This window comes from Xanthobacter sp. YC-JY1 (assembly GCF_021730305.1).
GTDB lineage: Bacteria > Pseudomonadota > Alphaproteobacteria > Rhizobiales > Xanthobacteraceae > Xanthobacter > Xanthobacter flavus.
This window is the reverse complement of sequence record NZ_CP032674.1, coordinates 1224833-1246483: the sequence shown is the minus strand read 5'-3', so window position 1 is coordinate 1246483 and position 21651 is coordinate 1224833. Positions and strand designations below refer to the sequence as shown.

Annotated in this window: 24 protein-coding genes, 1 tRNA gene and 3 pseudogenes; 12 read left to right on the top strand and 16 right to left on the bottom strand. The window is 65.1% G+C overall.

Translation table 11 applies throughout. From position 1 onward, the window contains the following. Window position 1 precedes the first annotated feature (1 nt). Both D7006_RS05840 and D7006_RS05835 read left to right on the top strand, forming a co-directional pair. Complete coding sequence (locus tag D7006_RS05840; protein ID WP_237355902.1) at window positions 2-556, top strand: hypothetical protein; 555 nt, start codon at window positions 2-4, stop codon at window positions 554-556. Window positions 557-642: 86 nt separating this feature from the next. Further along, window positions 643-1083 carry a DUF3775 domain-containing protein gene (locus tag D7006_RS05835; protein WP_237355901.1) on the top strand — a complete coding sequence of 147 codons (441 nt, stop codon included), beginning with the start codon at window positions 643-645 and terminating at the stop codon, window positions 1081-1083. A gap of 15 nt (window positions 1084-1098) precedes the next feature. On the opposite strand, the gene D7006_RS05830 is transcribed toward D7006_RS05835, so the two are convergent. Together D7006_RS05830 and D7006_RS05825 are read right to left on the bottom strand one after the other, a co-directional pair. After that, window positions 1099-1521 carry a SufE family protein gene (locus D7006_RS05830; protein WP_169122673.1) on the bottom strand — a complete coding sequence of 141 codons (423 nt, stop codon included), beginning with the start codon at window positions 1519-1521 and terminating at the stop codon, window positions 1099-1101. 163 nt (window positions 1522-1684) lie between these two features. Continuing rightward, entirely contained in the window at window positions 1685-2182 is a 498-nt protein-coding gene (locus D7006_RS05825) for a DUF5330 domain-containing protein (protein WP_169122674.1), read from the bottom strand. 253 nt (window positions 2183-2435) lie between these two features. Here D7006_RS05825 and D7006_RS05820 point away from each other — a divergent pair, with 253 nt between their 5' ends. From D7006_RS05820 to D7006_RS05810, 3 genes are read left to right on the top strand one after another with little or no spacing between them, the layout of a single operon-like run. After that, entirely contained in the window at window positions 2436-3905 is a 1470-nt protein-coding gene (locus tag D7006_RS05820) for a sensor histidine kinase KdpD (RefSeq protein ID WP_237355900.1), read from the top strand. Continuing rightward, a complete protein-coding gene (locus D7006_RS05815; protein ID WP_237355899.1) occupies window positions 3902-4588 on the top strand; it encodes a peptidoglycan-binding protein in 687 nt (228 codons plus the stop codon). Before D7006_RS05820 ends, D7006_RS05815 begins: the two co-directional genes overlap by 4 nt. 14 nt (window positions 4589-4602) lie before the next feature. Then, window positions 4603-4944 carry a DUF1491 family protein gene (locus D7006_RS05810; RefSeq protein WP_029555194.1) on the top strand — a complete coding sequence of 114 codons (342 nt, stop codon included), beginning with the start codon at window positions 4603-4605 and terminating at the stop codon, window positions 4942-4944. A 60-nt stretch (window positions 4945-5004) separates the two neighbouring features. Here D7006_RS05810 and D7006_RS05805 read toward each other — a convergent pair whose 3' ends face one another. The 5 genes from D7006_RS05805 to ettA all read right to left on the bottom strand — a co-directional run bounded on the left by D7006_RS05805 (window position 5005) and on the right by ettA (window position 10679). Continuing rightward, entirely contained in the window at window positions 5005-6024 is a 1020-nt protein-coding gene (locus tag D7006_RS05805) for a peptidoglycan -binding protein (RefSeq protein WP_169122678.1), read from the bottom strand. 15 nt (window positions 6025-6039) lie between these two features. Beyond that, window positions 6040-7113: a flagellar motor protein MotA gene (locus tag D7006_RS05800; protein WP_237355898.1), complete on the bottom strand. Its 1074-nt coding sequence runs from the start codon at window positions 7111-7113 to the stop codon at window positions 6040-6042. Window positions 7114-7239: 126 nt separating this feature from the next. Next, complete coding sequence (locus D7006_RS05795) at window positions 7240-7887, bottom strand: DUF938 domain-containing protein (protein WP_237355897.1); 648 nt, start codon at window positions 7885-7887, stop codon at window positions 7240-7242. A 472-nt stretch (window positions 7888-8359) separates the two neighbouring features. Further along, window positions 8360-8968 carry a hypothetical protein gene (locus tag D7006_RS05790; protein ID WP_237355896.1) on the bottom strand — a complete coding sequence of 203 codons (609 nt, stop codon included), beginning with the start codon at window positions 8966-8968 and terminating at the stop codon, window positions 8360-8362. A gap of 55 nt (window positions 8969-9023) precedes the next feature. Next, window positions 9024-10679 (bottom strand): energy-dependent translational throttle protein EttA, encoded by a 1656-nt coding sequence (gene ettA, locus D7006_RS05785; protein ID WP_237355895.1) that lies wholly within the window; start codon window positions 10677-10679, stop codon window positions 9024-9026. A gap of 125 nt (window positions 10680-10804) precedes the next feature. Between ettA and D7006_RS05780 the strand changes: the two genes are divergently transcribed. The 4 genes and pseudogenes from D7006_RS05780 (at window position 10805) to D7006_RS05765 (ending at window position 13138) form a co-directional block, all read left to right on the top strand. Continuing rightward, a complete protein-coding gene (locus D7006_RS05780) occupies window positions 10805-11278 on the top strand; it encodes a cupin domain-containing protein (protein ID WP_169122684.1) in 474 nt (157 codons plus the stop codon). A gap of 159 nt (window positions 11279-11437) precedes the next feature. Further along, window positions 11438-11512 (top strand) — tRNA-Gly (locus D7006_RS05775). 368 nt (window positions 11513-11880) lie between these two features. After that, window positions 11881-12735: pseudogene (locus D7006_RS25370) on the top strand (MBL fold metallo-hydrolase); the annotation flags it as partial. Between the two features lie 112 nt (window positions 12736-12847). Next, complete coding sequence (locus tag D7006_RS05765; protein WP_237355893.1) at window positions 12848-13138, top strand: hypothetical protein; 291 nt, start codon at window positions 12848-12850, stop codon at window positions 13136-13138. Between the two features lie 225 nt (window positions 13139-13363). Here D7006_RS05765 and D7006_RS05760 read toward each other — a convergent pair whose 3' ends face one another. The 3 genes from D7006_RS05760 to D7006_RS05750 all read right to left on the bottom strand — a co-directional run bounded on the left by D7006_RS05760 (window position 13364) and on the right by D7006_RS05750 (window position 15543). Next, window positions 13364-14116: an alpha/beta fold hydrolase gene (locus tag D7006_RS05760; RefSeq protein WP_237355892.1), complete on the bottom strand. Its 753-nt coding sequence runs from the start codon at window positions 14114-14116 to the stop codon at window positions 13364-13366. Window positions 14117-14195: 79 nt separating this feature from the next. After that, complete coding sequence (locus D7006_RS05755; protein ID WP_237355891.1) at window positions 14196-14807, bottom strand: 2-hydroxychromene-2-carboxylate isomerase; 612 nt, start codon at window positions 14805-14807, stop codon at window positions 14196-14198. A gap of 10 nt (window positions 14808-14817) precedes the next feature. After that, window positions 14818-15543, bottom strand: a complete 726-nt coding sequence (locus D7006_RS05750) for an SDR family oxidoreductase (RefSeq protein ID WP_237355890.1) — start codon at window positions 15541-15543, stop codon at window positions 14818-14820. 79 nt (window positions 15544-15622) lie between these two features. Between D7006_RS05750 and D7006_RS05745 the strand changes: the two are divergent. The 3 genes and pseudogenes from D7006_RS05745 to D7006_RS05735 all read left to right on the top strand — a co-directional run. Next, window positions 15623-15922, top strand: a pseudogene (locus tag D7006_RS05745) (nitronate monooxygenase); the annotation flags it as partial. 60 nt (window positions 15923-15982) lie between these two features. Continuing rightward, window positions 15983-16192, top strand: a pseudogene (locus D7006_RS05740) (LysR family transcriptional regulator); the annotation flags it as partial. A 39-nt stretch (window positions 16193-16231) separates the two neighbouring features. Continuing rightward, complete coding sequence (locus D7006_RS05735; RefSeq protein WP_237356860.1) at window positions 16232-16903, top strand: LysR family substrate-binding domain-containing protein; 672 nt, start codon at window positions 16232-16234, stop codon at window positions 16901-16903. On the opposite strand, the gene D7006_RS05730 is transcribed toward D7006_RS05735, so the two are convergent. Genes D7006_RS05730 through trbK-alt form a run of 6 tightly spaced genes read right to left on the bottom strand, consistent with a single transcriptional unit; the run spans window position 16866 to window position 21650 of the window. After that, on the bottom strand, window positions 16866-17132 hold the full coding sequence (locus D7006_RS05730) for a DUF2274 domain-containing protein (RefSeq protein ID WP_237355889.1): 267 nt from the start codon (window positions 17130-17132) through the stop codon (window positions 16866-16868). The two genes, D7006_RS05735 and D7006_RS05730, sit on opposite strands and share 38 nt — an antisense overlap. Window position 17133: 1 nt before the next feature. After that, window positions 17134-18381, bottom strand: a complete 1248-nt coding sequence (locus D7006_RS05725) for a TrbI/VirB10 family protein (RefSeq protein WP_237355888.1) — start codon at window positions 18379-18381, stop codon at window positions 17134-17136. Continuing rightward, complete coding sequence (gene trbG, locus D7006_RS05720; protein WP_237355887.1) at window positions 18378-19430, bottom strand: P-type conjugative transfer protein TrbG; 1053 nt, start codon at window positions 19428-19430, stop codon at window positions 18378-18380. The genes D7006_RS05725 and trbG overlap by 4 nt, the downstream gene beginning before the upstream one ends. Continuing rightward, complete coding sequence (trbF, locus tag D7006_RS05715) at window positions 19427-20116, bottom strand: conjugal transfer protein TrbF (RefSeq protein WP_237355886.1); 690 nt, start codon at window positions 20114-20116, stop codon at window positions 19427-19429. Before trbF ends, trbG begins: the two co-directional genes overlap by 4 nt. After that, window positions 20113-21393 (bottom strand): P-type conjugative transfer protein TrbL, encoded by a 1281-nt coding sequence (gene trbL / locus D7006_RS05710; protein WP_237355885.1) that lies wholly within the window; start codon window positions 21391-21393, stop codon window positions 20113-20115. The genes trbF and trbL overlap by 4 nt, the downstream gene beginning before the upstream one ends. Next, window positions 21390-21650 (bottom strand): putative entry exclusion protein TrbK-alt, encoded by a 261-nt coding sequence (gene trbK-alt, locus D7006_RS05705; protein ID WP_237355884.1) that lies wholly within the window; start codon window positions 21648-21650, stop codon window positions 21390-21392. The genes trbL and trbK-alt overlap by 4 nt, the downstream gene beginning before the upstream one ends. Window position 21651 lies beyond the last annotated feature (1 nt).

Below are 21651 nucleotides of genomic sequence, written 5' to 3'. Positions count from 1 at the left end.
CGTGACCCCGGTCGCCGGGCCTGATCCCGCAGGCTCCACAATCGAGATTCGCGTCGAGCGGGTCCCGCAGCTCTTCAACATGCTGGACCCGTTCCCCTTCCGGGAACGCGACCTCGACGCGGAGGCGGAAGCCTTCATCGTGGAGTGGGCGCGCGAGCTGCCACGCGGCGCGCCGATCTCCATCGTCGTCCATCTGCCGCCCGAAGAGGCGCTGACCAGGGAGGCGGAGGGCCTTCCCGACGCCATCCGCGGCTATTTCACCCTCCGTGCCCGCGCGCTCTCGGCGGAGCTGTCGGAGCTGTTCCGGGTGGGGCGCATCTCGCTCACCATCGGCATCATCGTGCTGGCGCTGTGCCTCGGCATCGCCGGGCTCATCGCCGAGCCACGGCTCGAAAGCCTCGGCAGCCTCGCCGCCGAGGGCTTGCTGATCCTCGGCTGGGTCGCGCTCTGGCGGCCCATGGAAATATTCCTCTACGACTGGTGGCCCATCGCAGGGCAGCGCCGGCTCTACCAGCGCCTCGCCATGGCCGGCATCAGCGTGCGCGCGGTGCCCTGATCGCGCGCCACTGAGAGGAACAAGGCCGGCGGCAGAAGATTTCCTCTGGAGATGCGGGGCTCGCCCCCGCAACCAGGAGGATATTCATGGCGCCCGACGCGACACCCGACGACGATCTCGTCACCCTCAGCATCTCGCCCGAAACCATCTGCTACATCATCGTCAAGGCCCGCTCCCGCGATGCCAAGGACGCGGTGACCGATCCCGATCCCGGGTCCGACGGCCCCGACGACGGGATGCGCGCAGTGCTGGAGGACCACCCGGACGATCCGGTGGACGAGGAACTGGCCGGCGCCATCACCGCGCTGAACGAGGACCAGCAGATCGATCTCGTCACCCTCGCCTGGCTCGGCCGCGGCGACGAGGACATCTCCACATGGGACGCCCTGCGCGCCGAGGCCGCCGCGAGCCGCGAGGTCTCGACCGCGCGCTACCTGCTCGGGATGCCACTGGTGGGGGATTATCTGGAGGAGGGCCTCACCCGCCTCGGCTATTCCTGCGCCGACGTCGAACTCGGCCGGCTGTGAGGCCGGCCGCTGTCCTCAGGCGGCGGCCATGGCGTTGCGGGCGTGGCCGCGGATACGCTCCACCATGGAGCGCAGGCCGTTGGAGCGCTGCGGCGTCAGATGGCCTTCGAGGCCGATCTGTCGGAACACCCCGAGGATGTCGGTTTCCATGATCTCCTTGGGCGTGCGCCCGGAGACGAGCATGAGCAGCACTGCCACGAGGCCGCGCACGATGTGCGCATCGGAATCGCCCTCGAACTCCAGGAGGGGACCGGAAGGCGTTTCCTTCACGTGGGAGATGAGCCAGACCTGGCTCGCGCAACCCTGCACCTTGTTGATGTCGTTGCGCTCGGCCTCGGGAAAGGGCGGCAGCTTCTTGCCGAGCTCGATCACGTGCCGGTAGCGGTCTTCCCAATTGTCCAAAAATTCGAAATCCGCAATCAGATCGTCAGCATTCATGAGGCCAATTCCTCGTCACCAGATGACGGCCGGGAAAAAGGGCACGGCCGCCTGTCCTTGCGCTGCAGCATAGCACAGCCGGCAAGCAATGCCTGCCTAATCCACATCCCGAACATGGTACCGGATCGGCGCCGCGCAAGGCCGCGTGAGACTCAACCGCCCGTCAGGCCGGGCGGCGGGGCGGCAGCGGCGGCAGGGGCGTGGGCGTCATGGTCTGAGCCGGCTGCCCGGAAACGGGCTGGAAGCCCTGCGGCACCACGAGCTTGGCCGCGTCGCCTCCACCCCACAGGGGCATGAGATCCTGCGGCGTGAGTTCTAGCGCGCTGCCCTTTTCGGCCGCGCTCTTGTCCGCCGTGCCCTTGGCACCGGGCTGGGCACCGGGGACGGGCGCGGGCGGCGCGCCTTCGCGATGGCCGATGGAGTCATAGACCCAGCGCGCGCCCATCTGGGCCTTCTCCACGAGATGTCCCGCCATCTGCCCGCCCACCGCGCAGGCCTGGGGCTGGCGATCGCAGAAGCCGCGCAGGTCCGCCACCAGCGCCTGGGCGGCACCGAAGGCGTCGAACACGCTCACGTCCCGCCCGTCGCTGCCCTTGAGGCCGAAGGGGAGGAGGAGCAGCACGAGGCCGACCCAGAAGGCGAGGCGGAACAGGAAGAACATCGCTCCCTCTTGAAACGGCGGCGAAGCTGAATTCGCGCCCTTCGACATTACCACCGACGCGTCCGCGCGTGAGCCGTCGCGGGCTGGCCATGCCCCGACTTTTCAAGACATCGTTAACGCTGACAGCGTGCGATCCGCGCCGGCTTAGCGTTCGCTTAAAGCCCGCCGTGGCAGGATTTTGCGAAACGTGATGGCGGGGCGCGCAGAAGATGCGCGGCGCCCGGCCGGACAACGGCACTTGACAGGGGGCGACGTGGCTCACGTCTTCGGCGATGCAGCGGCCGGTGCGCGGCCCGTCCCGGCCCGCGACGGCGGCGACCGGGAGGCGCTGCCGCGCCTTGCCGGTCTCGGCCGCCTCACCGGCGCGGTGCTGAGCGGCCTCGGCCTGCTCGGGCTCGGCTCCGGCGGGCTGGTGCTGCTCGCGGAATTCTCCGGCCTCGCCACCGGCGGCCTTCTCAACGCCACCACCCTTCTTGCTAGCGGCTTCGTCTGCGCGGCCCTTGCGGCGGTGGCCGGCGGGCTGGCCCGCGCCGCCACCAAGGCGAGCGCCGCGCCGCCCTCCGACATGTTGCTCGTCACCTGCCACGGCCCGCGCGGCGAGGTGATGCGGGTGGAGCGCCAGGGCGGCCCCTTCGCCGCCTCGCCCGCATCGGCTCTGGAGGGCATGGCCCTGTTCGAGCGTGTGCTGGTAGCCGACCGCCCCGCCTTTCTTTCCGCCGTGGAAGCGGCCTCGCGCGGCCGCGCCGCCACGCTGGAGCTGCGCCTGCGCTGTGATGCGGCCGGCGACGCCGCCCCCTCCTTCCTCACCGCCGAGGCCCGTTGCCGCGCCATGCGGGGCGGCATGGTGCGCGTCTCCTGGCGGGCGCCCTGGCAGCAGGCGCAGACCGAGCAGATGAAGGCGGAGCGCCAGAAGGCCGATGCCGCCGCCCGCGCCCGCGCCGAGGCGGAGGCCGCCAACGCCGCCAAAAGCCGCTTCCTCGCCGCCATGAGCCACGAGCTGCGCACGCCGCTTAACGCCATCCTCGGCTTCTCCGAACTTCTGGCCACGCAGACCGGCGCGCCCCTCGACGATGCCCGCAAGGCCGACTACGCCCGCATCATCCACGAGAGCGGCCAGCACTTGCTCGGCCTCGTCAACGACATCCTCGATCTGTCGCGGGTGGAGGCCGGCGCCTATGTGCTGGAGCGCGAGGCGGTGGACGTGGGCGCCCTCGTCGCCGGCTGCGCCGAGATGGTCGCCCTCGATGCCGAGCGCACCGGCGTAAGCGTGAAGACCAAGGTGCCGGCGCGCCTGCCCGTGCTCGATGCGGACAAGCGCGCGCTGCGCCAGATCGTGCTCAACCTGCTCTCCAATGCGGTGAAGTTCACCCCCGCCGGCGGGCGGGTGCAGGTGGGCGTCAGGATGCAGGGCGACGAACTCATCATCCGCGTCCGCGACACCGGCCCCGGCATGCGCGCGGAGGACGTGGCGCGCCTCGGCGAACCCTTCTTCCAGGCGGGAGACTGCATCCAGAAATCACGCGGCTCCGGCCTCGGCATCGCCGTGGTGAAGGGCCTCGTGAAGCTGCATGACGGCGATGTGCGGGTGGAAAGCGCGCTGGGTCGGGGGACGAGCGTGTCGGTGAGCCTGCCGGTCGCGGCCGCGATCGAGGCCAAGGGACAGGGGGTCGTTGCGCCGTTTCCGGCGCGGACCGAAGACACACGGGCAAAGAGGACGGCATGAAGCTGGAAACGGCCACCGCAAACGCAGCGCCCCCGGAACTCGCCGAGGCCGCAGAGGCGGAGGAGACTGCGCGGCAGGCACGCCGGCTGCGCCGCCTGGACGTGATGGCAGCGCTGGTGGCACTGGCCGGCAGCGGCGCGTTCCTCGCCAACGTGCTCGTTCTCCAAACCTCGCCGCCCGGCGCACCCCTGCCCATGGCGCGCCCGGCCGGGGCCGGCAAGATCAACCACACCACAGTCCCGCTCACCTCAACGGGCACCGGCACCGCGACGGCGTCGGCACCGGCGGGCGGCGCCACCACTGGCTCGCTCGGCTATCTCTCCATCCGCACGTCAGTGACGGGAACAGCGGCTCCCCTCGTGCCGGCGACCGGTGCCCGCACCGCCGATGCCCGCGCCGAGCCGCCGCCCAGCCGCCCGCCCGCGGGGCTCGTCTCGTCGGGGGACATCACCGGCGCCGTGCGCCCGCCGGTGGATGTGGGCGCCTCGCCGCGCATCCTCTCGGTGCAGAAGGCGCTGTCCAAGCTCGGCTATGGCCCCCTCAAGGTGGACGGCCGGCCGGGCGGCGAGACGCGGGCCGCCATCGTGCGCTTCCAGCGCGACCGCAACCTGACCGCCGACGGCGAGATCACCGACAAGCTCGTGCGCGAGTTGGGCTCCGTCTCAGGCATGGCGCTGAACTGATGGCTTTGACCTGAATGCGCCTCAAGAGCGCGATCTTCGTCTCCGCCCTCATCCGCCGCTGCCAGGTGGAGGGGTGCTATGCGACCCTGGTGCGCAAGGGCGCGGAGGAGGCCGGCGCCATCTTCGTGAAGGTGGCCCGCCTCGACGGCACCGCCGCGCTCTACGGCCCGGCACCGCAGTCCGCCTTCGATGAATCCTTCCCGGCGGACCGCAAATTCTCGGTGCTGGTCGCCCCCGGTAGCCCGGAGGCCGACGCCGACGCCCGGATCGCCCGCGAGCTGAAGTTCGACCCGGACATCTTCGTGCTGGAGATTGAGGACCGCCAGGGGCGGCACTTTCTGGATCTGGTGGAGTAGCGGCGCCCCGCCTCCCCTCCCCCATCGTGCGACCGGCGGGGGCCTCGCCCCGCTGCCGGCCTACCTCTCCGTCAGCTTCAGCTCGATGCGGCGGTTGCGGGCGCGGGCCTCGTCGGAGGTGCCGGTGTCGAGGGGCTGGTATTCGCCGAAGCCGGCCGCGATGAGGTGACTGGGGCTCACCCCCTTGGCGATGAGATACTGCACCACCGCGATGGCGCGCGCCGCCGACAATTCCCAGTTGGAGGGGAATTGCGCGGTGGAGATGGGACGGTTGTCGGTGTGGCCGTCGATGCGCAGCGCCCAGGATATGTCCGGCGGGATGGACTTCTCGAGGTCGAGGATGGCGCCCGCCAGCTTGTCGAGGGAGGCGATGGCCTCCGGCTTCATCACCGCCGAGCCGGCGTCGAAAAAAACTTCCGATTGGAACACGAAGCGGTCGCCCACCACGCGGATGTCCGGCCGGTTGCCGAGGATATCGCGCAGGCGGCCGAAGAATTCGGAGCGGAAGCGGGTCAGTTCCTGCACCCGCTGGGCCAGAGCCACGTTGAGCCGGCGCCCGAGGTCGGTGATCTTGGACTGGCTCTCGGCGTCGCGCTTCTCGGAGATGTTGAGCGCCTCCTCCAGCGCCGCCATCTGCCGGCGCAGGGCCGCGATCTGCTGGTTGAGCAGCTCGATCTGCGCAGCGGCACGGGCGGCCACGTCCTTCTGCAGATCGAGTTCGCGGGACAAGGCGTTGGCGCGGCCGGTGTCGGACGGGGCCGGCACGGCGATGGCCTGCCCGCGCAGCTTGTCGCGCTCGCCCTCGCTGGCTTCGAGGGAGGCGCGCACCGAGGCCAGCTCGCTCTCGGAGGACTGGCTGTTCGCGCGCTCCAGGGAGAGAAGGTCGGTGAGCTGGCGGATCTGCGCCTGAAGGCGCTGCATCACGTCATCCTTGCCCGCCATCTCCTGCGTCAGGAAGAACTGGGTGAGGATGAACACCGACAACAGGAAGGTGAAGACGAGGAGCAGCGTGGACAAGGCGTCCACGAAGCCGGGCCAGTAGTCGATGTGGCGGTCGCGCCCGCGCCGGCCGAGGGCCATGGGTTCTGCCTCCGCTCAGTTGCGCCGCGGACCGGCGTCGTCCTCGACCCGTGAGAGCAGGCGCCGCATCTGCTCCTGCTGCGCCTGCTGCTGCTCGATCATCTGCTTCAGCAGCGCCTGTTCGGAGCGCATGTGGGTGACGAGGCCCTGAAGGCTCTCGGCAAGCTGGGCCAGCGCCGTGGTGACGCGCTGGGAGCCCGCCTCCGTCATGGTCTTCTCCAGCCGCCCCATGGCCGAGACCAGCGGATCGAGGTCCAGCACCGGCGGGGGAAGCGCCAGTGGCGCGGCAGGGGTGATCTGCGCGGGGGCGGCGGGCACGCGGGGGGCGGCCTCGCGGTCGGCGGCGAGCGCGCGGTCGCGCGGCCCGTCGTCGAGATCGCGCACGGTGGTGGAGAGCCAGTCCTCGAGGTCCGTATAGAAGCGGTTCTGCGCCTGCCCGGCCTGAAGGTCGAGGAAGCCCAGCACCAGCGAGCCGGAAAGGCCGAACAGCGAGGAGGAGAAGGCGGTGCCCATGCCGCCGAGGGGGGCGGCGAGGCCGCTCTTCATGTCCTCGAAGATGGAGCCCACGTCCGGCCCCACCTGCAGCGCGCCGATGACCGAGCCTATGGAGGAGACGGTCTCCAAGAGGCCCCAGAAGGTGCCGAGCAGGCCGAGGAAGACGAGCAGGCCCGTGAGGTAGCGCCCCATGTCCCGGCTCTCATCGAGGCGGGTGCCGATGGAATCGAGGATGGAGCGCATGGTGGCCTGCGAGATGGTCATCCGCCCCAGCCGCTCGCCCAGAAGCGCGGCCATGGGCGCCAGCAGCGTCGGCGGGCGCGAAACCGCAAGGCCGGGATCGGCGAGGCGGAAGGAGTTCACCCAGTCCACCTCGGGGAACAGGCGGTACACCTGCCGGATGGCGAGGATGATGCCCACGGCGAGCACGCCGAAGATGACGCCGTTGAGCCCCGGATTGTTGAGGAAGGCGGCGACGATCTGCCGGTGCAGCACCGCCGCCAGCGCCGCGCACAGGGCCAGGAACACCAGCATCCGCACCAGGAAGATGCGGGGCGAGGAAAGCTTGATGAACGGATCGACGACGCGCGCCATGGTTCTCCCCGAGCGAGTTTTGTCCTCGAACGCTGAAGGCCCCCTTGAAGGCCGCCGCGCGGGCGGCCCCGGACGGGGGCATCGGCCGGAGAATCAGGCCCGGCCTCTGGCAAGCGCCGGCGCCGACTATGGCACAGGGACACCGCGCGGCGAAACAGTCGCGACCTTGCGGAAGACCAGCGACAGATTGTTTGCCGGCATTTCCTCCACCCGGGCGAGAACGAGGCCGTTCTTCGCCGCCTCCGCCGCCACCTCGGCGAGGTGCCGCAGGCCAAAGCGCGGGTCCTGCCGCCGCAGGTCCGCATCGAAGGCGACGTTGCTCGGCGCCGTCTCCACGTCGTCGCGCAGATAGGCGCCGTAGGTGAAGAGGATGCCGTCCGCCGGCAGGCGGGCGCCGGCGCCGCGCATCAGGCCGACCGTCGCATCCCATGGGCTGATGTGGATCATGTTGATGCAGACGATGGCGTCCACCTTGCCCACCGGCCAGTCCGCGCCCGCCGCGTCGAGGGCGAGGGGGTCGCGCACGTTGGCAAGGCCCTCGGCGGCGGTCCAGGCGGCGATGGAGGCGCGGGCCGCGGGAGAGGGATCGGACGGCTGGAACACCAGATGCGGCGCGCGGCGGGCGAAATGCACCGCATGCTCGCCGGTGCCGCTGGCGATCTCCAACACAGTGCCGGAGCGGGGCAGCAGCGGCAGCAGCAGATCGCCGATGGGGCCGCGGTTCTTGAGCGTCGCGGGCGCCGAGCGGCGGGCGTCGAGGTCGGGGGCAGTCACGGACATCTCCGGCAGGGATCGTTCGCGCGATCTTGGCCCGCCCGGCCCGCCGGCTCAACCGGATTGCGGCGAGCGCGCTCCGGACAAGCGACACCGAAGGTGGAGCGCCGATCCGGGGTCCAGCGCAAGACTCCCGCGCAGCGGGCAGAACCCGAGGACGGCTGGTTTCAGAAGCGCCTGCGGCGAGCCGTTGCGCTGGGCCCCGGCTCTCCTTTCCCTGCGCTACGCTCCGTTGCAGTCGGCCGGGGCGCGAGAGTGCCCGCCGCCCGGCGACGGCTTTGCCGGAGCCACTCCCCGGACAAGGGACGGCGCAGCCGGAGCGCCGATCCGGGGCCCAGCGCAAGACTCCCGCGCAGCGGGGCAAAACCTGAGTGCGGTCGGTTTCACAAGCGCCTGCCGGCTATTGCTTTGAAATATCTCAGGCTTATCCCGCACCCCTTCTTTGGGTCGCAGATTAAGGTATCGTATTAGACTATACCTTCCATCTCGCACTACTCAAATAACTATCACATCCTTTGAAATATGAATCCAATGCTTTCATGACGTCGGCCAGCGTTCTTAAATTTAGGTCGCTTCGCGTCAGAGGAATTTCATTTCCTTTATTGTCTAGTGGATAACGAAATGCAAATGACTGTTCGTCGATTTTTGCAAACTGGGCGATCACGTCCATCACGACAGGGTCAGCCTCATCTGGGTCTGATGTCCCATACTTTTCGAGAATATTTGCAAAATGGCTCCAGAGCTGAACCAAATTGTGAGTATTCCAAATAGGTCCTACGCCAACAGAACTACCGTATACGGCAATGTGATACTTTAAATTTAACTCGATGAATTGACGATAATTGAATACAATTGGATAAACTAGAATATGTCGGTCTACTGGATTTAACTCCGCCGCTTCCACTAAGCGATCAGCAGCCTCCTTGTACCCTTCCATCATATAGACTAGGCGCGCGAACCAATCGCTCGCAATATGAGCATTGTCATCAGGTTCGTTGGTGGAAACAAACGGTTCATCACCCTGTCTTGGCCAGCGCAGCGGTTGATTCAGAATTTCTTCAAAAGCAATTCGCTTCGCCATGACTGCTCCAACGGAGGGGCTCCCGCCCCTCCCTTTATACCTCAAACCCCACCCCTCACCGCGAAAACTTCTTGTACTGAATCCGCTTGGGGATCACCGAGTCCGTGCCCAGGCGGCGCTTCTTGTCTTCCTCGTAGTCCGCGAAGTTGCCTTCGAACCATTCCACGTGGCTGTCGCCCTCGAAGGCGAGCATGTGGGTGGCGATGCGGTCCAGGAAGAAGCGGTCATGCGAGATGATGACGGCGCAGCCGGCATAATCCTCCAGCGCCTCTTCCAGGGCACGCAGGGTGTCCACATCGAGGTCGTTGGTGGGCTCGTCGAGCAGCAGCACGTTGCCGCCGCGCTGGAGCACCTTGGCGAGGTGGACGCGGTTGCGCTCACCGCCGGAGAGCATGCCCACCTTCTTCTGCTGGTCGCCGCCCTTGAAGTTGAAGGCCGCGCAATAGGCGCGCGAGGGGATCTCCTTCTTGCCGACGTAGATCACCTCGTTGCCGTCGGAGATTTCCTCCCACACGGTCTTCTTGTCGTCGAGGGCATCGCGGCTCTGGTCCACATAGCCGAGCTTGACCGAGTCGCCGATGGAGATGGTGCCGCCGTCCGGCTTCTCCTGCCCGGTGATCATGCGGAACAGCGTGGTCTTGCCCGCGCCGTTCGGCCCGATGACGCCGACGATGCCGCCCGGCGGCAGCTTGAAGGAGAGATCGTCGATGAGCATCTTGTCGCCGAACGACTTGCTGAGATGGTCGAAGGCGATGACGTTCTGCCCCAGGCGCTCGGCCACGGGGATGACGATCTGGGTGGCGGAGGGCTGGCGCTCGGACGCGCGCTGCAGCAGCTCCTCGTAGCGCTGGATACGCGCCTTGTTCTTCGCCTGGCGGGCCTTGGGAGAGGCGCCGATCCACTCCTGCTCGCGGGAGAGCGCGCGCTGGCGGGCCTCGTCCTCGCGACCCTCCTGCTGGAGGCGCTTCTGCTTCTGCCCGAGCCAGGAAGAGTAGTTGCCCTCGTAGGGAATGCCGCGGCCGCGATCCAGCTCCAGGATCCAGCCGGTCACGTTGTCGAGGAAGTAGCGATCATGGGTCACGATCAGGATCGCGCCCGGATAGGTGCGCAGGTGACCTTCCAGCCAGTTCACCGTCTCGGCGTCGAGATGGTTGGTGGGCTCGTCGAGCAGCAGGAGTTCCGGCTGCTCCAGCAGCAGGCGGCAGAGCGCGACGCGGCGGCGCTCGCCGCCCGACAGGCGCGTCACCTCCCAGTCGTCCGGTGGGCAGCCCAGCGCGTTCATGGCCTGCTCCACCTTGGAATCGAGATCCCAGAGGCCCTGCGCCTCGATCTCGTCCTGAAGCTGGGTCATCTCGTCCGCGGTCTCGTCCGAGTAGTTCATGGCGAGTTCGTTGTAGCGCTCCAGAATGGCCTTCTGCTTGGCCACCCCGTCCTCAACGTTCTGCCGGACATTCTTGGTAGGGTCGAGCGCCGGCTCCTGCGGCAGGTAGCCCACGCGCACGCCCTCGGCGGGGCGCGCCTCGCCGGTGAAATCCTTGTCGATGCCGGCCATGATGCGCAGCAGGGTCGACTTGCCCGCGCCGTTGTTGCCCAGCACGCCGATCTTGGCGTCCGGGTAGAAAGAGAGGTGCACGTTGTCGAGCACCTTCTTGCCGCCGGCATAGGTCTTGGTCATGCCGTGCATGTGGTAGGCGTACTGATAGGGGGCCATGGGCCGCCGTCTCCTGAAAAGGGGTGCGGGAAAGTTGGCGCCGTTCTAGCCTCGCAGGCGAGGCGCGGCAAGGTTCGCAGCATGTTTCGCGAGACGAATAGAGCCGGCGCGCTCTGGAGGAAAAGATGGGTTCCGACCACCACCACCACAAGGACTGGCGCACCGACGGCGTGCAGGTGATCCCCGGCGACCGCCTCGACCCCAATACCGCCCAGACCCCGGGCATGAACCGCGCCACCGCCATCAACCGCGCCCGCGCCGGGGCGGAAAAGATCTGGGCCGGCACCGTCCACATCCACCCCGACGCCAAGACCGGCGCCCACCACCACGGCGATCTCGAAAGCGTCATCTACGTGGTCAAGGGCCGCGCCCGCATGCGCTGGGGCGAGAATCTGGAGTTCGTGGCCGAGGCCGGTCCCGGCGACTTCATCTTCGTGCCGCCTTATGTGCCCCACCAGGAAATCAACGCCTCCGCCGACGAGACGCTGGAATGCGTGCTGGTGCGCTCCGGCCAGGACCCGGTGGTGGTGAATCTCGACATCGAGCCGGTGGAGAAGCCCGAGCACGTGAAGTGGATTGACCCGATCCATCGGGAGTGAGGTGGCCGCAGGCGTTGCGCGAACAGGCTTTGCGGCCGCTTCCCGGCCGCGCCATCCACAGGCCGGCGGAGAAAGAATGCAAAGGGTGTTGCATTCGCCGCCGGCATTTTCTATAGAACCGCACCTGCCGCCGACACACTGTCTCGCCGGCAAATGGATGCGGGTGTAGCTCAGGGGTAGAGCACAACCTTGCCAAGGTTGGGGTCGAGGGTTCGAATCCCTTCGCCCGCTCCAGTTTCTCTCAAGAAAAATCAATGACATGCCTTAGAAGGCGTGTCATTTTTGATGGAGACAGCGGCCGGGTTGGCGGCTCTTGTCTCCATATTGTCTCCAAGATGAATCGCAGAATCGGCTCCTCCCGGAAATCCTGGAGCAGGCTGCGGGGTAACGCCTTCCCCAAGCCAGGCTATGCTTCTCAAACTCCACCTCTCCTCACCGCGGACTTTTGCACTCCCGCTGCCGCATCATGGCTTTTCAAGCCCGGAGCGCTGGACGGCACGGCTTCCAGACCTCATGTCCTTAGGGAGCTCCACCCGCTCTGAGTTAGCTGTCTATAAACTCCGGCGACATGGGGCTGCCCACCGGTGAGCTGGTGGGATTGCATGCCGACGGCAGCGCAGCCCTCGAACTCGTACGGCTCCTCGTCCAACCCACGAGCAGATCTCGTATTGATAGACGGGCTCCGAACAATCGGCGGCTTTGGCCGAATGCCTGTAGAAGGCGCAGAGGTAGGATTGCTGGCGGCCGGAGAGGGCGGCTACTTTGCCTGCAATGCTCGTTCAGGATCTGTGGCACCCCCAGCGCCCGACGGAGCGAGAGGCCAAGCGATCCTACAATGTGCAGGCGGGACAGTGATGATGAACGGGGTTGACCAAGTTTCAAGCCACCTCAGCCTAGTCTCTCCGGATGTTCTGCGGATCCAGATCCCCCTTCCCTTTCCTCCTGGCGAGGTCAACGCCTGGTTGCTCCGCGATGGCAACGGTTGGACGCTGATCGATTCCGGCATCGACGATCCTGCGACGCGCGCACTGTTCGAGCACGTCCTGGCCAGCCCGCTCCTCGAAGGCCGGCCCATCGCGCGGCTCCTCGTGACCCATTTCCATCCCGACCATATCGGGCTCGCGGGATGGCTTCACGAGAAGACGGGGCTCGATCTCCACATGACCCGCCTCGAGTTCATGCAGGCGCGCCTCCTCCTGCTCGAGGACCCCGCCGCAGAGATGGCGCACCTGCTCGCCCACGTCCGGCGGTGCGGTGCGCCGCAAGAATTCCTGGATTTCCTGCCGGTCCGCGGCACCATCTATCCCAAGTGGGTCGGCCCGCTCCCGCATCACTACCTTCGCGTTGAGGAGGGCGACGCCTTCACCCTCTACGGCACTACATGGCGCGTCATGATCGGAGAGGGCCACGCGCCCGAAATGATCTGCCTCTACAGCGCCGGGCGCTCCATGCTGATCTCGGCAGACCAGATCCTGGGGCGCATCTCACCCCATATCGGCTCCTACGCTTCCGATCCCGTCTCCGACCCACTTGCGGCCTTCCTGGCTTCATTGACCAAGTTCGGAGGCCTTGCCCGAGGACACGCTGGTCCTGCCCTCGCACGGCGATCCCTTCATGGGCCTCCACCCGCGCATCGCCGCCTTGCGCGCCCACCACAGGGAACGGCTCGACAAGCTGATGGAGTTCTGCACCGAGCCGCGAACCGTGATGGACACGTTGAGCGTCCTGTTTCGGCCCCTTCCCGTACCGCAGATCGGCTTTGGCCTGAGCGAGGCTCTGGCTCATCTGCGTCATCTCGTTCGTGCCGGTGAGATGGCCCAGGTGTTGGAGGGCGACTGCTGGCGCTTCGAGCGCAGATAGCATTGCGATCTACCAAATAAGGCAGGCCCACTTGGCTAACGACGGGCGCCAAGCTGCGCCACTACAGCACAAAGGAACGTATGGGTCACTTCTGTCAGCGATGGTGAGCGGTCCGGAACCCGCGCAACAAGCTAGTAGCCCCTGAGGAGACCTATGCCACATTCTCCATTGTCAGATCGAGATCAAACTCCCAACATTCTTTCGCAAGGAACTATTGGAGGTTCATCAAAACTCAACTGATAGCCTGGAGGCGAAGCGGGAGATGGCCATAGCCAGTAGGCGTGGATTCTCCACATGCGCCCAATGTCCGGATTCGTCTATTATCTCAAAGGCCGGGTTGCGGAAGCGCGGAAGTATAGTGTCTCTGATGAGACGCTTTGTGAAGAAAAAATCCTGCTCTGCCGCGATAATTAATACGGGAACGTTTAAGGGAAAGGACATTTGACCGGCAGGATGCCCACCGGTCCAGGCCCTCAACTGCTCTAACGCAAAGGCTTCGGAGGTATTCAGGGTGGCGCGAACCAACTCGGCAATTCCCGCGTCTCCGGCGTTAGGCGACAGGGCTCGCCACGCAGCTTCGATGTTTGCGGGATTTGTCTGTCTAGCACTTGCTGCGAAGCGTGCATATTCTGCCTCAGGCAATGCATATCCAGCCAGAGGCGCCGGGGTGACTAGCACAAGTCCGGCTAGGCGCTTCGGTGGGAGCTGTGAGGCCGCGAGCTCGGCCACTTGCGCTCCCATGCTATGACCGACGATTAAGAAGCGCTTCGTCGGAGCTACCTTTCCGATCTCAGAAAGTACTTGCATCGCGTAATGATCGAGAATCTGCGCTGATTCTTGCCCAAGACCGGCCTGGCAGAGTTTTATGGCAAGCGTCGCCAGGCCCATCCCTTCGAGACGCGCGCGTACAAACCTCCATGTCTCTGCATCATCGCGATAGCCGTGCACAAATACAACAAGTCGCGCATCTAAGGACATGATCGGAAACATCTCCAAAATTCACGCCGCCTGACAGCTTGCGCCCCCCGGATCCTGCACCGGCCTTAGATTAAGTTTTCTATTTGACGTATGTTCGCCCCCTCAGGGCATCCTCGACAAAATCCAATCGATCTTGCCCAAAAAACATTTCGTCTTTTACGAAAAAAGTTGGAGCTCCAAATACTCCCCGATGGACGGCCGCGTCGGTTAGCGTTCGCAACTTTTCCTTGACGGTATATGCTGAAGCCAACGCTATTAAACCGTCACAGTCTATATCTACATCAGAAATAACACTTCGAAATACCTGCGGATCTCCGAGATTTTTCATCCCCACCCACATCGCACGCCATATTGCTTCTGAGTACCGCTCGAAAACTCCGACCTCCAACGCGGCGACCCCTCCACGCATCAACTGAAGACTATTTATTGGAAAAAATGGATTTTCGTTGAATTCAATTTCATATTTATTCGAAAATCTTCGCAAATCAAACGACGAATTTTTCCGCTTTGCGCTCACCGCCGCCGGCGAATGATTCTGCGTTGCTAGAAATACGGCACCGAGAGCTATTGGGATGTATTCTACGGTGGCGCCCGTACGCTCAACAATGGCAGGAAGCCGCCTATAGGCGAGATATGAATTCGGGCTTCCATAATCAAAATAGAAATCGACGTTGTGAAAGCTGGTGGCCATGGGTGCTCCGTCACCAAGTTTCCATCCAGGGGCGCAAATCCAATTCATGCGTCCAGGCATCACGCGGCTGCTGATGAAGCGTCCAGTAGTTCTCGGCTATGTGGGCCGGGTCGAGAATGCCGCCTTGATCCCTGAGGGCATAGCGTTGGGGGAAATTTTCCTTGATCCAGGCCGTGTCGATAGCCCCGTCGATAATGACGTGGGCGACATGCAGTCCTTGAGGTGCGAACTCCTTGGCCATGCTCTGTGCGGTGGCCCGAAGGGCATGTTTGGCGGCGTTGAAAGCCGCGTATCCCGGACGCCCACGTAGGCTGGCGGAAGCTCCTGTGAAGATAACAGTGCCGCGTCCACGCGGAAGCATCACGCGCACGGCCTCCCGTCCCGTCAAGAAGCCCGCGAAGCACGCCATTTCCCACACCTTTGAGTAGACGCGCGCCGTTGTTTCGAGAAAAGGAAAGGTGACGTTTGCCCCGATGTTGAAGACGACGGCTTCGAGCGGTGCTATCTCCCGCTCGATCGTGTTCACGAGTCCGATGACTGCGTCTTCTTTTCGGGCGTCGACGCTGAACGGAACAGCCTTCCCTCCTTCTGCCTGAATGGCTTCCACGAGGGGTGCCAGCTTTTGACCGTCCCGGCGCGCGACGCAGGCGATATACCCCTCGCGGCCAAACCGGCGGGCTATCGCGCCCCCCAAAGCATCGCCAGCCCCCATTACCAGGATCGCACGATCATCCATCCGGTGACACCTTTTATCGGTCGGTACGAGCCCTAATTACTTCGGATTGCTGGCATTCGCGAAGGGGGAGAGCCGGCTGCGGCTCGTCATGCGCCCGCTCCGTAATACCGAACGAGTATTGAAAAACATTGGCGTCGAGAGACTGCTAAGGAAGGAAGCAGCACTTGGGTCATCAATTATGTTCGAGGATATTCATCAAGAAGTCGTTGGTGTATATCCCCGTGTCATGCAGGAAGGCGACGTGAATGCCGGCGCCTGGAGCTGCGGGATGGTCGCTGGCCTGATCAACGACACCCCCACAGTCAAAGAGCTCATCGACAGGATCGTTGAAGAGGCAAAATTCATAATCCGAAGCAAACTTGAAGTGATTTTGTTATAATTAAATTAGTAACATTTAAATTAGTTGAATTTACATGATAATCGCATCACTCATTAGAAAATGAGAACGTTTCAATTGAAAAAATCAATAAAATACATAAGCACTAAAGGTATAATTTATTTTTATAACTCGGCAATAGCGGGGAGCTTCCGAAAAGCCGCCGGCATTGCTGGCGTCCAAGAATCTGCTGTTAGTCGCCGCATACGGGATCTGGAAGATCAGCTCGTCGCATCATTGTTCTTGAGACACCCAGGGGGTGTAAGCCTCACCTTGGCCGGGCAGCGGTTCTTTCGCCGCGCACATCATGCCATGGAGCAGATCGAAGAAGGAACGCGAGAGGTCCGGGCGATCGGCGGGAGTGCCAGCGGGCAACTCACGGTCGGCCTGTTCTCCTCCCTCGCGTCTGGCTTCCTTGCGCGATTGTTCCATGCATATGACGACAGGTATCCGGGCGTGCAAGTCGATTTCGTGGATGCGTCGGCGCGCGAGCATTCTATGTCCGTCAGACAGCTTGAGACCGACGTCGCCTTTACAATCGGTCGGCTGAACGTGCACGACTGTGATGCCGTTCACTTGTGGACGGAAAGCCTGTCCGTTGCCTTGCCTGTCTCCCATCCCCTCGCGCCAAAGGAGCAGTTGTCCTGGTCCGACCTGGCGGACGAAGTTTTCCTGGTACGTCCAGGGGCCTTAGGTTTGGAGGTGCGGGACTATATCGTGGGGCGTCTCGAAGAACTTAACATGCGCGCAACCATAAAAGTGCAGCGCGTGGGCCGCTACAGCCTCCTGGGGCTGGTCGCGGCCCGGCGCGGCATCGCCCTCGTTATTCAATCGGAGACGACGATCTCCATCCCAGGGGTCGTCTATCGTCCAATCGCAGAGGAAAGACTGCCATTCTTCATGATTTTTTCCGCGCGCAACGACAATCCGGCTGCGCGCGTGCTGATCAGCCTTGCCCGGAAGATGTCCCAGGAAACGGCATAGAGGCGGAGCTCCCTCGCGAACGTTGGGCCTTGGCGAATGCCCGATCCGTCGCGATGAACCGCTCAAGCATCGGCACGATGAGCCTAACCGGATCAGAGAGCGTGCTCCGCTTCTCCTCGCTCAGGACCTGCCCATAAGCGACAAGGTCGCGATGCAGCTTCGCCGGCAGTTCCACCGTCACCTTCACCGGTTTGTCGTCGAGGATCTCGGTCAGCTTCAGCTTCGGCATTTCAGCCTCCATAGGTTTCAAGAACGAGGTCGCGCGTGACGATCACCCGCACCGGGTACCCCGGTCGGATGTTCAGCGTCGGCGCGATGTTGAGCTGGCGCTGGACGATTTGCCGACCGGTCTGGCTGATGCTGTCGGAGGCACCCTCGCGCAGGGCGCTCGCAAGGTCGCTGTCGCTGCCGGACGAGCCTGCGCTCGCCCCGACGCTTAGAATGGTGGAGAGCACCGCGGCTTTGAATAGCTCACCCCAGTGATAGTCGACGCCATCTTCCAGGCCGGCATAGCCCTCGGCGTCGGCGCCTGGCTGTCGCTCCAGCACGATGGAGCGACCATTGGGAAAGATGAGGCGGGTCCATACGAGAAGGACCCGGCGCTGCCCGAAGCCGACGCCGCTGTCGTACTGGCCGATGATGCGGGTACCCTGCGGAATCAGGAGGATCCGGCCGGTCGGGCTGTCATGGACATTCTCGGTCACCTGGGCGGTGATTTGGCCGGGCAGATCGGAACGGATGCCGGTGATCAGCGCTGCAGGGATGACCGCGCCCGCCTGCAGGATATTGGCCGAGGCCGGAACTGCGACGCGGTCGAGCGACACGGTGCGTCGGTCGACCGCCTGGTTGAGGAAGGCCGTCTGCCGCTCCTGGGCCGTCGGGGTCGCCGCCGGCGGGGCGAGGCCGAGGGACGGGAGATCAGGGAGAGGTGCCGCGGCGGTCCCAGAGGCCGCATTCACCTGTTGTGCCATGATGGGGTTCGCCGGCCGTGTATTGGTCTGGGCAAACAGCCGTCCGGTCCGCGCGGCCTCACTCTCCTGCTGCTGGCGCTGCTCCTCGGGACTCAGGGCCGGATTGGGCATGCCGCCCATCGTGGGCATCGGCGGCTGGGTTCCCGTATGCGCATTGAGGATCGGCCGGCCAAGGTCTCCCGGTAGCGGCGGTCCCAGCTTTGGGATCCCGGTGTAGTCCTTCGGCAGGCCGGCAAGCCCGTCCGGTGTCGCCTTGACGTCGGTGGCGTAGAGTTCTTCCCCCGGACCGTGGTCTTTCCGCACCTGTAGGGCGTAGATCAGCGCCCCACCGATCCCGAGGCCAGCAACCAGGCCCAGCCCGGCCAATACCTTTCGGGACAGGCGGGTCACCCGCGGCGGCTCCGGCCGCAACCGCATGGCCGCCCCGGCTTCTCCCGTCAGCGGTCGGGCGCCGTCATCGCCGACCGGTCCCGGCCCTTTCTCCTTCCCGGATTCGATGCCGTTCATAGGACAGGTCTCCCGTCGGTGCGGGAGATGCGCACGCGCTTCTGGTCCTTGTCCGCACCGAAGCGCAGCTCGGCTGCGGCGAACAGCCTATCCACGATCATGTAGGTGCCGCGCACGCGATAGTTCACGAGCTCGGAGGTGTCACCTTGCGGACCGACCACGAACAGCGGGGGCATCTCGCCCTGAGCAATGCCCCGGGGAAACTCGATGAACACCTGCTGGCCATCGTCGAAGGCGCGTAGTGGCCGCCACGGTGCTCGATCGCCGCTCACCTCGTAGCGGAAATTGACCTTCGTGAGGTCGATGCCGTTGGCGACGGGTTGCACCGCCTGGGCCTCGGCATTCTGGCGCCGCAGGGCGATGAGCTGGTCCTGAGGGTACTGCCAGGAGACCGAGGCCATGTAGGTCTTTTCGGTGGACCGCAGCTCCATGTGATAGGTGCGCAGATTGGTGTTGATGACGAGATTGGTGGTGAGGTCCGGTCGCGTGGGCTTCACCAGGATGTGGACCTGCTTGGCCGTTCCCGCTCCGCTCTCGGTGTCGCCGATGATCCAGCGCACCGTGTCGCCGGCGGCCACGGGCCCCGTGCCCACCAACTGCTCTCCGGGCTGCAGCGCGATGTCGGTGACTTGGCCGGGCGCGGCATAGACCTGGTAGAGCGCGCCCTCCACGAAGGGATAGATCTGCATGGAATTGATGAAGCCATTGCGCACCGGCTGGACCCGGGCGGCGGCATTGGCCTGGTTCACACGAGCTGCAGGATCGGTCGCTTCCGGTTCTGCCTTGCCATCCTTTCCCACCGGCTTCAGCTGGCCCGGCAGCGGCAAAGGCTTCGGCAGCTCGACGATGCGCACCGGCCTCGGCGGCTCTGCCTTGAAGACGGCGGGCGGAGCATCGTCATATTCGATCTCGGGCGGCTTCTCGAAGGTGGCGCAACCCGCCAATGCCGATGTGCAAATCAGCAGAACCGGCAAGCCGGACCCACGGAGAACCTGAGACGAGAGGCCCCGGAATGCCGGCCTCCCGGATGTGCGGATGGCCGGCGTCATTGTGCGAGCTCCTTAGACCAGTTGATGGCGTTGACGTAGATCCCGAGTGGATTGGCCCGGAGGCGCTCGGCATCCCGCGGCGCCTGCACCACGACGGTGAGGATGGCGCTCCAGCGGGCGGTGTCGGCGAGGCTGCCGTCCTGGTAGCGACGCTCGATCCAGGCAATGCGGAAGGAGTCCGGCGAGGCCCGGATCACGCTCGAGACCTCCACCGCGACCTGTTGCTTGCCGACCCGGGCGAAGGGATCGTTGGCGCGGGCATAGTCGTTGAGGGCGACCGCACCGACCTGCGTCGTATAGGCATAGGCCCTGAGCCAGTTCTGCCGCACGATGACGGGATCGGCGGAGATGCTGCGCACCTCCTCGATGAAGCGGGCGAGGTGGAAGGCGATCTGGGGATCGGAAGGGCGATAGTCCGAGGTGGCGGGCGCCACCGCCTGAGCCTGCCCAAGCTTGTCCACCTGGACGACCCATGGGACCACCGAGCCGTTCAGGGCCTGCCACGCCAGGGCCCCGGAGAGGCCGGCCGAGAGTGCGAGGCAACCGAAGGCCATGAGGCGCCAGTTCTTGGCCTGGACCCGGGCCGAGCCGATGCGGTCATCCCAGACCTGGGCTGCACGCTGATACGGCGTCTCGGGTTCGGGAGATCGGCCGTAACGGACCGACGGTCGCTTGAAGGGCGTCATGGGCGATCGCTTTCGGAGAGGGAGATGGAGGAGCCACCGCCATGGCTGTCGCCGGATCGCACCGCATGGGTTGCGGTCTGGATGCCATGGGCGACCTGCTGGGAGCGCCGCATGCGTTGGGCCCACTCGGGAACATCACCGGAACAGGCCGGAGTGCTCGGCGAGGTGGAATTGGCTCCAGAGGTCGACGAGACGGAGGCCGATCCGCGCAACGGAGAGGCTGCCGCCGCTGCCCCAGCGCGCGCGACACCACCAAGGCCACCCGCGACGCCAGACACCCCGGATTGACCGGCAGCTCCCGCGCTGTACGCGGATGCGGCTCCTCCGGCGAGGCTCACGCCAGCACGAGCCGCAGCGGCTGTTCCGGCGAGCGCAGCACCTGCCCCTCGCACCGTGAGGCCAGTGGCGCCGGCGCCCGCGAGCCCAACACCTCCCGCAGCAAGGCCGGTCCCGACTGCAGCGCCCGCCCCGAGTTGCGGCGCGCCAGTGATCAGTCCCGTGGCAATTCCTGGCCCGAAGATGCCGAGCCCAAGCAGCGCGAGCGCTGCCAGCACGGCGGACAGGGCCTGGCTGATGGTCGGCTGGGCATCGCCATAGGAGGTGGTGAATTGAGAGAACAGCCCCGAGCCGATACCGACGATGACGGCGAGCACCATCACCTTCACGCCTGACGCGACGACGTTGCCGAGCACTTTCTCGGCGAGGAAGGCGGTCTTGCCGAAGAAGGCGAAGGGGATGAGGACGAAGCCGGCGAGCGTCGTCAGCTTGAACTCGATGAGGGTGACGAAGAGCTGCACCGCCAGGATGAAGAAGGCGATCAGGATCAGGAGCCATGAGACCAGCAGCACGGCGATCTGCACGGCATTGACGAAGAGCGCCACCGGCCCGGTGAGCTGGCTCGCGGCATCCAGCAGCGGCTGGCCGGCGGTGAGCCCCACTTCCGCGAGGCGCCCCGGCCGCAGGAACTCCGCCGTGCTGATGGTCGACCCGCCGGCCTTGAGGCCGAGCCCGGCAAAGCTCTCGAACACGATCTTCGAAAGCGCGTTGAAGTTGCCGATGATCCAGGCGAAGAAGCCGATGCCGAGGGTCTTCCTCACCAGCCGGCGCATCACGTCCTCGTCCGCGCCCCAGGCCCAGAACAGGCCGGCGAGCGTGATGTCGAGGGCGATCAGGATGGAGGAGAGACCCGTCACCTCGCCCTTGATCAGGCCGAAGCCGGAATCGATGTAGCTGGTGAAGGTGTTGAGGAAGGTGTCGATGACGCCGACGTCGTTCATGGTGCCGCTCCGTCCGCGGGCTTGCCGAAGAAGCGGCGGCGGTTCGCCTCCCAGAGGGCAGCGCAGCGCGGGTCGACGGGATCGGCCTGCTCAAGCGTGGCGCAGCTCTTCAGGTCGGCCGAGGAGACGCTTCCAGCCGGGACGTGGATCGAAGTGACCGGCTCCGTCTCCCGGCCGGAGGCCATTGCCAGGGTCGCGATCACCGACCCGACCAGCCCGGCGACAACAAGGGTTCTGAGCACGGTGCTCTGATCCATG

Excerpts from the sequence above, each read along its gene's own strand:
- D7006_RS05790 (WP_237355896.1), bottom strand. The coding sequence starts at position 8,968 with ATGGCGAAGCGAATTGCTTTTGAAGAAATTCTGAATCAACCGCTGCGC.
- trbL (WP_237355885.1), bottom strand. The coding sequence starts at position 21,393 with ATGAACGACGTCGGCGTCATCGACACCTTCCTCAACACCTTCACCAGC.
- trbK-alt (WP_237355884.1), bottom strand. The coding sequence starts at position 21,650 with ATGGATCAGAGCACCGTGCTCAGAACCCTTGTTGTCGCCGGGCTGGTC.
- D7006_RS05825 (WP_169122674.1), bottom strand. The coding sequence starts at position 2,182 with ATGTTCTTCCTGTTCCGCCTCGCCTTCTGGGTCGGCCTCGTGCTGCTC.
- D7006_RS05760 (WP_237355892.1), bottom strand. The coding sequence starts at position 14,116 with ATGTCCTTAGATGCGCGACTTGTTGTATTTGTGCACGGCTATCGCGAT.
- D7006_RS05835 (WP_237355901.1), top strand. The coding sequence starts at position 643 with ATGGCGCCCGACGCGACACCCGACGACGATCTCGTCACCCTCAGCATC.
- trbG (WP_237355887.1), bottom strand. The coding sequence starts at position 19,430 with ATGACGCCGGCCATCCGCACATCCGGGAGGCCGGCATTCCGGGGCCTC.
- ettA (WP_237355895.1), bottom strand. The coding sequence starts at position 10,679 with ATGGCCCCCTATCAGTACGCCTACCACATGCACGGCATGACCAAGACC.
- D7006_RS05725 (WP_237355888.1), bottom strand. The coding sequence starts at position 18,381 with ATGAACGGCATCGAATCCGGGAAGGAGAAAGGGCCGGGACCGGTCGGC.
- D7006_RS05730 (WP_237355889.1), bottom strand. The coding sequence starts at position 17,132 with ATGCCGAAGCTGAAGCTGACCGAGATCCTCGACGACAAACCGGTGAAG.
- D7006_RS05830 (WP_169122673.1), bottom strand. The coding sequence starts at position 1,521 with ATGAATGCTGACGATCTGATTGCGGATTTCGAATTTTTGGACAATTGG.
- D7006_RS05815 (WP_237355899.1), top strand. The coding sequence starts at position 3,902 with ATGAAGCTGGAAACGGCCACCGCAAACGCAGCGCCCCCGGAACTCGCC.
- D7006_RS05780 (WP_169122684.1), top strand. The coding sequence starts at position 10,805 with ATGGGTTCCGACCACCACCACCACAAGGACTGGCGCACCGACGGCGTG.
- D7006_RS05810 (WP_029555194.1), top strand. The coding sequence starts at position 4,603 with ATGCGCCTCAAGAGCGCGATCTTCGTCTCCGCCCTCATCCGCCGCTGC.
- D7006_RS05750 (WP_237355890.1), bottom strand. The coding sequence starts at position 15,543 with ATGGATGATCGTGCGATCCTGGTAATGGGGGCTGGCGATGCTTTGGGG.
- trbF (WP_237355886.1), bottom strand. The coding sequence starts at position 20,116 with ATGACGCCCTTCAAGCGACCGTCGGTCCGTTACGGCCGATCTCCCGAA.
- D7006_RS05805 (WP_169122678.1), bottom strand. The coding sequence starts at position 6,024 with ATGGCCCTCGGCCGGCGCGGGCGCGACCGCCACATCGACTACTGGCCC.
- D7006_RS05735 (WP_237356860.1), top strand. The coding sequence starts at position 16,232 with ATGGAGCAGATCGAAGAAGGAACGCGAGAGGTCCGGGCGATCGGCGGG.
- D7006_RS05755 (WP_237355891.1), bottom strand. The coding sequence starts at position 14,807 with ATGGCCACCAGCTTTCACAACGTCGATTTCTATTTTGATTATGGAAGC.
- D7006_RS05800 (WP_237355898.1), bottom strand. The coding sequence starts at position 7,113 with ATGGCGCGCGTCGTCGATCCGTTCATCAAGCTTTCCTCGCCCCGCATC.